This window comes from Okeania sp. SIO2F4 (assembly GCF_010672385.1).
Lineage (GTDB): Bacteria > Cyanobacteriota > Cyanobacteriia > Cyanobacteriales > Microcoleaceae > Trichodesmium.
Window position 1 is genome coordinate 1 of sequence record NZ_JAAHGT010000430.1, and the last position, 7,828, is coordinate 7,828.

At 35.9% G+C, this 7,828-nt stretch carries 8 protein-coding genes; 5 read left to right on the plus strand and 3 right to left on the minus strand.

Annotated features, from left to right (window positions below):
* Positions 1-663: 663 nt before the first annotated feature.
* The gene (locus tag F6K22_RS23760) at positions 664-1,116 is read right to left on the minus strand and encodes a Uma2 family endonuclease (RefSeq protein WP_363274261.1); all 453 of its coding nucleotides are present in this window, start codon (positions 1,114-1,116) and stop codon (positions 664-666) included.
* Positions 1,117-1,336: 220 nt separating this feature from the next.
* Between F6K22_RS23760 and F6K22_RS23765 the strand changes: the two genes are divergently transcribed.
* The 5 genes from F6K22_RS23765 (at position 1,337) to rlmN (ending at position 4,735) form a co-directional block, all read left to right on the plus strand.
* Complete coding sequence (locus tag F6K22_RS23765; protein ID WP_293103576.1) at positions 1,337-1,615, plus strand: hypothetical protein; 279 nt, start codon at positions 1,337-1,339, stop codon at positions 1,613-1,615.
* Complete coding sequence (locus F6K22_RS23770) at positions 1,612-2,031, plus strand: type II toxin-antitoxin system VapC family toxin (RefSeq protein ID WP_293103579.1); 420 nt, start codon at positions 1,612-1,614, stop codon at positions 2,029-2,031. Before F6K22_RS23765 ends, F6K22_RS23770 begins: the two co-directional genes overlap by 4 nt.
* 86 nt (positions 2,032-2,117) lie before the next feature.
* Positions 2,118-2,792 (plus strand): hypothetical protein, encoded by a 675-nt coding sequence (locus F6K22_RS23775; RefSeq protein ID WP_363274258.1) that lies wholly within the window; start codon positions 2,118-2,120, stop codon positions 2,790-2,792.
* A gap of 14 nt (positions 2,793-2,806) precedes the next feature.
* Positions 2,807-3,250, plus strand: coding sequence for a hypothetical protein (locus F6K22_RS23780; protein WP_293103581.1), 444 nt, complete (start codon positions 2,807-2,809; stop codon positions 3,248-3,250).
* A gap of 441 nt (positions 3,251-3,691) precedes the next feature.
* Positions 3,692-4,735 carry a dual-specificity RNA methyltransferase RlmN gene (gene rlmN / locus F6K22_RS23785; RefSeq protein WP_293103584.1) on the plus strand — a complete coding sequence of 348 codons (1,044 nt, stop codon included), beginning with the start codon at positions 3,692-3,694 and terminating at the stop codon, positions 4,733-4,735.
* Between the two features lie 797 nt (positions 4,736-5,532).
* Here rlmN and F6K22_RS23790 read toward each other — a convergent pair.
* Together F6K22_RS23790 and F6K22_RS23795 are read right to left on the minus strand one after the other, a co-directional pair.
* Entirely contained in the window at positions 5,533-6,372 is an 840-nt protein-coding gene (locus F6K22_RS23790; RefSeq protein ID WP_293103586.1) for a lysophospholipid acyltransferase family protein, read from the minus strand.
* 739 nt (positions 6,373-7,111) lie between these two features.
* Complete coding sequence (locus F6K22_RS23795; protein WP_293103589.1) at positions 7,112-7,618, minus strand: hypothetical protein; 507 nt, start codon at positions 7,616-7,618, stop codon at positions 7,112-7,114.
* Between the last annotated feature and the right edge of the window lie 210 nt (positions 7,619-7,828).

Sequence of the window (7,828 nt, forward strand, 5' to 3'; positions counted from 1 at the left end):
TACTCGTAGTTGCGCTTGATCAAGTCATATCAAATCCGATTTAATAGCTGTCATTGCGATAGACAGCGTTTGCGCAGCAGTCCGTCAGGATAGCAATCTCCTAAACCCCTGAGATTGCTTCCTTCCACTCCGTTTCAGTCGCAATGACTAGAAAGGCTATATTAATCATCCGAATTCTATATCAAATATTTATCTTCTTGCTCAAACCCAACTACAAACATTGCAACCCAAGCAAAAGTAAAATGGTTAAAATCAACAAAAATATCAATAACTGAGGCTAACAATTACCTCCTATTGGGTAAAACAGAATATTTGTAAAAAGAGTTTGACAAGGCGATCGCTTATTCAGTTATCAGTAGACAGAGATTTTCCCATGGATGTACTATTGTACAATAGATGAATAAAACATCAATCTTGGGAAAGTCAGCGATCTATTTACTTCATAACGCACGGAAACTGCTGTAACTATTGTCCAATAGATGAATAAAACATCAATTGTAAGAAGACATACGGAAACCCAGCAAGAAAATTGTGATTGTTTGTGTTGGGTTGCGCTGTCGCTTAACCCAACCTACAATATTTATCCTAAAATTTGTTCGACAAGGAAGCAAGACAACAATTTTGGCACGAATGCACGGATACAGATATTGAGCAAAGAGTTACTTATGCTAAAATTTGCTCGACAGCTAAATTAATATCATCAAAAGCTTCAATAGTTAAAATATCCCCCCGAAAAAACTGCTGCACATTCTGATAATTATTCCCTTGAGATTCTCGATAAACTTCTACTAATTGTTGATTAATATCTATCAACCACACCTCAGAAATTCTATTTTCAGCATACAAAGGTATCTTAATTTCTCGATCATACTTAATAGTTGACTCTGCCACTTCTATTAATAATAATATATCCTCTGGTTGGGGATGTTTGGCTTCATAAAAATCATCACGCCATTGTAACAAAATTAAATCTGGTTCAGGTTCACTCTCATCACTTAAGTGGATTTTGTTATGATTATCAACTATTACTTGACTGTACAATAGTTTATGAAAAATTTGATTTAAGCGCCTTAAGCAAGCAGCATCAGAAATACCAATAGGTGCTAATTTAATAATTTATCCTGCTATTAATTCTACTCTGTCATTTTCTCTGAGAATACCTGCTTCAGCCATTTTATGATATTCTTTTACAGTAAATTGTCGCCGTTGTAATTCTACTGACATAATCACCTCATTTAGAGATATATTTTTATGAATTATTTTCTGATTAGAACAATAATAGTGTATTATATAATTAGTTTTAATATTATTCTGCTGTGAAAAAAGGTTAATAAATATGCAAGCATACAAACTCAAAGCCAAAATTGATAACTCAGGCAACTTAGTTATTAACGAACCTATTAATATGTCACCAGGAGAGGTAGAAGTAATTATTTTGCAACCCGTTGCAGCACCAGAGAATATTACTGCCACACAACCACAAACTTCAAAAAAACAAAATTTACCAGGAGTAAAATCCCTCAAAGAATTATTAGCAACTGCTCCACCAGTCCCCCCAGACTTCGACCCCGACGTTGCTAAATGGGAATATTTAAAGGAAAAACATAATCTATGAAAATACTTTTAGATACCAATATTATTGTAGATGCTGCTCTTGAACGTGAACCTTATGTTGATGCCAGTAGAGAAATTTTATTGCTAGTTGAGCAGGGGCAAATTGAAGGTTATATTTCCGCCTCAACCTTTAGCGATATTTATTATATTGTTGGTAAAGCAAGAGGCAAAGAATGGGCAAGAAACTTTTTAACATGGTTGCTTACATACTGTAAAATTGCTACTGTCAATCAGGAAATAATAGAAACTGCACTAAATTCTAATTTTAGCGACTTGGAAGATGCTATTCAGTACAGTACCGCTTTGATTAATCAATTAGATGCTATTGTTACTAGAAATACCCAGGATTTTCCAGTTGTTAATCCCCGAATTATTACTCCTGATTTGTTTATTCAAAAGTTAAATAATTCAGTGTAAAATTAAGGTGATTTTGTGGGTAAAAAACCTAACCCTGTGAAAGAGTGAAAGAGTATCTCTCCCCTCTCCTGCAAGGTTCTGAATTTATGAAATTTACCTACCCTCATAAATCTAAACGCCTTACTAAAAGTCAGTTATCTGGAAGTTATTCTATGTCTTACAGTCAGTTCAACACCATTAGCAGCGTTAAAACAGCTTTTAACTTAACAGTAGTTGAAGGCGATCGCTTTTTGCCAGAACTTGAAGCGATCGCTCCTTCTCCTACTCTATCTGACTATCTCCAAGAAAGCTTACCCATTGTCGCTACATCTGGCAGTGAAAAAGCACGTTCGGAAGGTATTATTTACCCAGTGCTTTTAGAAGTAAGACGACAGTTAGACCGTAAAGTCAGTCTATTTTCTGGGGCAGAATTTAATGTTGATGAGTCAGTAGGTCTAAATGGGGTCTGTGATTTTTTGCTAACTCGGTCAACACAAGTTCTAGAAATTGAAGCACCAGCAGTTATGGTGGTGGTAGAAGCGAAGAAAACCGATATCATAACAGGGACTGGTCAATGTATGGCAGAGATGGTTGCTGCTCAAAGATTTAATGAAATGCAAAATTCTCCTATTCCCAAAATTTATGGTAGTGTGAGTAATGGAATTCAATGGCAGTTTATGCAGCTAGTTGAATCAGTTGTAACAATCGATCTCAATGTGTATTTATTGCCACCAGTAGATCGGATTTTAGGTTATCTCGTGTGGATGACTAGAGAAAATTAAATGGAGCCAAAAATATGGAAACTCAATTAACTTCTGATGAAATCAAGGAAAAATTACAGTTATTGCAAGATTATAATCCTGCACAGAAAGCACTAGCAATATTGGAAAAAAATGACGGCAGACTTGACACTGCTTTTGATGAACTTTGGTATGAAAAAAAATCCCCAGAAGAGATGTACCAATACGATCCTAATCGTAAATCTTTCTGGAAAGTTACCCTTGAGGTACTCCGTCAAGAGCTTTGTGGTGATGAAGGTTTTCGTGCCCAATTTAAAGAATACACCAAAAATCCAGGCAGCGCTCCTTTATTGACAGGGTTGATAGTTTCTATGGTGACAATTTCAGGGTTGCCTATAGATCCGGCGATCGCTACTATTATTGTTTTATACATTCTCAAAATTGGATTAAATATTTTCTGTGAATATACTGCAAAAGGAAGTGATTCTAATAATATGTAATATTAAATCTGGTAGGGGTTTAGTCTCCAAACCCTAATTTTCTTGTTATGGCAGTTTTCAGGTTAATGAACCACATCAAAAAAATGATAACCCTGTAGGGATTTTGCATGCAACGTCTCTACTTTGTGACTTACTCAAATGAAAAGCGCTATAATAAACAAATTATTTACCGAATTATTAATTATTAATTGTTAATTAAATAATTGTGGTTTAAAGCCTCCCCTTTTAAGGGGAAAAAAAGAAATGATATTTCCTAATCTTCAATCCTCTCGGTTTTAACCAGAGGTAATTATCAATTATCCATTATCAATTATCAATTAATGAAAGGACTTACGCAGAAACGCCGTATCTAGTAGGGGCGAATGGCCATTCGTTCCTACAGATGGTGGATGACTTAATATTTTGCCTAAGTCCTGATTTATACAAATATCTTAATCACTTATGACTCAATCTTTAATAACTTCTACTCAAACTCCTCTCCTCGGTTTATCCTTAGCTGAGTTAACAGAGTGGGTGCAACAGCAAGGTCAACCTGCTTATCGAGGTAAACAACTATATCAATGGATCTATCAAAAAGGGGTGAAGTCTCTTGCAGATATCACTGTATTTTCCAAACAATGGCGTCAGGAAATTGCTGATTTTTCTATTGGTCGCTCTGTCATACATCATCGCTCTGTTGCTCCAGACAGTACAGTTAAATATTTGCTACAACTATCAGATGGCAACATAATTGAAACTGTGGGTATTCCTAGCTATAAACGTTTAACTGTTTGTGTCTCTTCTCAGGTTGGTTGCCCAATGGCGTGTGATTTTTGTGCTACTGGTAAGGGTGGTTTTACCCGTAACCTAGAAGCATACGAAATTATTGACCAGGTACTAACGGTGCAAGAAGATTTTGAGCGACGGGTTAGTCATATTGTGTTTATGGGAATGGGGGAACCTCTGCTGAATACTAAAAATGTTTTAGCTGCAGTTAGGTCTCTTAATCAAGATGTGGGTATTGGGCAACGTTCCATAACTATCTCAACTGTGGGAATTCGCGATCGCATCCGACAATTAGCTCAACACAAATTGCAAGTTACTCTTGCTATTAGTCTTCATGCTTCTAATCAAAGATTGCGGGAACATTTAGTTCCGAGTGCTAAGTCTTATCCTTTAAAAGATTTGATAGCAGAATGTCGTGAATATGTCAAGGTGACAAAGCGGAGAATTAGCTTTGAATATATTTTGTTAGCAGGTTTTAACGATCTACCAGACCATGCTAGAGAATTGGCAAAAAATCTGCGCGGGTATCAGTGTCATGTTAATTTAATTCCTTATAACCCTATTAGTGAGGTTGATTATCAACGACCTACTGAGGAAGAGATAAAATCTTTTGTTAATGCTCTGGAAGAACAAAATATTGCAGTTAGTGTTCGTTACTCCCGTGGTTTAGAAGCTGATGCAGCTTGTGGGCAATTACGGGCGTCGCGAGTCACGAGTTAGTGGAGTTTGGTAGTAGGGGTTGGGAAACTAAACCCCTACTAGAGACACAATCTAAAATTTTCAGGACTTACGCATGAAGTACGAAAAACTAGGATTTGAGATTGCTTCCCTGTCGGTCGCAATGACGAAAATACGTTGTACTGCGTAAGTCCTGATTTTGCTAGATTCTAATTTCCACCAGTTTAAAAATAAATACCTGGTGCATAAGCTTCTACAACCTGACCAGTTTTAGTATGAGTAATCATCAGGTAATCACAACTATAGCATTCAGTCTTGGTTAATTGGTTGTGATATGTACGTTCGCCATAAACACCACAATTAGGACACCGAAATTCGTGTTTTATGGGAGTTTTAGAAGCTGTAATTTAAACGTTTTTTTCTAGTACGGGTATGATAAAAATGTTTATTAAATTTACTGATAATAAATTATCATTTTAATCATAACACAAATTTTCTTTTTTCCTCAAAATAAGATTTTTTAAGACTGCCCTAGAAAAGTTGGCGTTGCATAATTAGGGTTTGCTGAAAAAAGTATGAGTGGTAAGGGTAAGAGTCAGGAGTCAGGAAGAACATAAATTATAGAGGAGGTAGGAGTCAGAATTTACCCTTGGTTTTTCTGTCGTTGTCTGCCAAAAATGCTAACTTTTTGAGCTCTATCAAGTGAAAAGCTCGTACTTTTTTAGATTCAAAAAGGCACTTACTTTTTTATTTCAATGCTTTTATGATTATTCAGCAAGCCCTAATTATGAATTATAAATATTCAATATCTAAACTACTTTTTCCCTACTCCCTATTCCCTACGAAGTCGATAATATTAATTGGTCTAATTCTTGCTGCATTTGTGTGAGAACTTTTTGATAGCAAACATCAACATAATCGCGATCGCTAGCTGCCTTACGTCCATAACGTTCAAACACAATAGGAGGACAGACCCGGGTATGGATCTGTACTGGAAAGGGGAAGTTCGGCAAAGGTCCAATAGCTAATCCCCAAGGCCAACCTATATAAATAGGAAATACTTCTGGGTCAACATTAAATAACCAAGGCATCCCCCACTCATGGAGTTGTTTTACTTGTTCATAAAAATCTGCTAATATGATTAAAGTATCATGGGCGCCATTAGAAATCATTGGTACAATAGGCACTTCTTCACGCAAAGCCAATTTAATAAAGCCTTTACGTCCAGCAAAATAGATTTTATCTCGCATAGAATGGGGGCGGAAAACATCAGGACCCCCGCCAGGATAAACAGCTACAGAGGCATTTCTTTCAAAGGCAGCGATCGCCATTTTTGGATGCGCTCTAACTGCTCCACATTGTACTGCTAAGGGTGTACTGGGGAAAGCTGACCAAGCATTCTGGTGCATTAGTCCATAAACCAAACGTTCTGGACCAAATCTTTTAAACCAGTCATACATACACATATGCATATCTGGAGCTGGTAAACCGCCATTATGAGAGCCAACTATAAGAATTTTCTCGTCAGGAATATGATGCCAACCATCAGTTTGAACGCGAAAGTAATAGCGATAAAACCATTCCCACAATGGCATCATTGACTTAATTATTTCTGGGTCACGGTCATCCAATGACCAACCGTCATAAGGTTTACGGATATTTTGTTGATTAGCAGTCATTTCAGTTATCAGTTATTAGTTATCAGTTATTAGTACCTCCAGTAATAGGGAGGCAAAAAAATCCGAAATATCCTTTCTCTTAGTCGATTGGATATGGGGTTTTCGGCTATCTATCGCCGACATGAAACGCTGCGCCACATGAAAAGCGCAGGGACTCTGTAAGAGCGGGAAACCTAGCCATCCTACTCTACGGGAAGCTCCGTAAAGACCGCTTTTTATCCCTTTGAGAGGGGAGAGTTGAGAGCTTATTTATTGGTCAGCACTTGTCTTTATTCTCGGTTGGTATTTACTATCGTTTTAATTATAGCGGATTAAAATTATTTGACATTAAATATTGATGAATAGTTATAGAAAAATTGATGAATAGTTATAGAAAAAGTAGCTATAAAATACAAAAAATTGTGCAAATACACGAATCTCTCCATTTCCCTATGAATCTTTGGTAGCAAACATTAAGATTTTTCATATAGCAATCCTAAGTTGGTTGTGAGAATTTTTATAATAGACATCTCCAGAAAAGAGGGAACAGGGAACACTTAAGTGGGAACAGGGAGAAATAATTGATAATTTATGGATAATAATTGATTTGATTTTTGATTTTAACGCCTATGTCTAATAGTTAATTTAAACTGAAAACCTTAAAAATTATGACTCCTGTAGGGGCAAATTGCCATTCGCCCAGACCACCAAAATATTACAATTTAAATAGGATTGCTATATAACTTTGTGTGACTAATGTTTAGTATTTAATGGAGGGAAATGGAAATTTTTTTGGTAGATTAAATAAACTTCTGCCGAATCTAGATTGAATTTCTACATGACATTTTAATGGAGCAGTTTCAAAGTCACAAAAATAAGCTGCAATTGGTTTTTTTTGAGTGAGTTGACATATTTGTAAGTTATAACCATATTCTCTAGATACACTGCCAAAATGATTGATAAATTTATAAATATCCATATATTCTTGCCTTTGCCAAGTTAATTGATTTACTACTAAAATTACCCATGTATCATCGGAGTTAACAAACCAAGTCTCAAGAAGTTCTCTACCAAAGAAATCTTGAGTTAACCACAAACTAGGAATACTTGGTTTCGTCTGAGATAAAGGAGGTTGAGGTAGTTCAGAAATGGAACTTCTCGGACAGGTAGGAAAAATAACTTCAGGTGTAGCAGTTGCAGGTAGAAGAAAGAAGGAGGAATAAAGAAGGAAGAAGGGAAAATATAGTAATAATTTTAGATTTAACATATTAAGTAAGAAGGAAAAAGGGAAAATCTCTTTATTTGAATTAAGGAAGAAGTAAGAAGGTTCAATAATAGATAATGGATAATTGATAATTATATCAAATCCGGTTAATTCGGTATAAAAAAATGTTCCATCTTCACATAATGCCAAATCTTTCTATATTTCCCCATCCCCCCACACTCCCCACCCTCCCCACACTCTATTATTTAATTA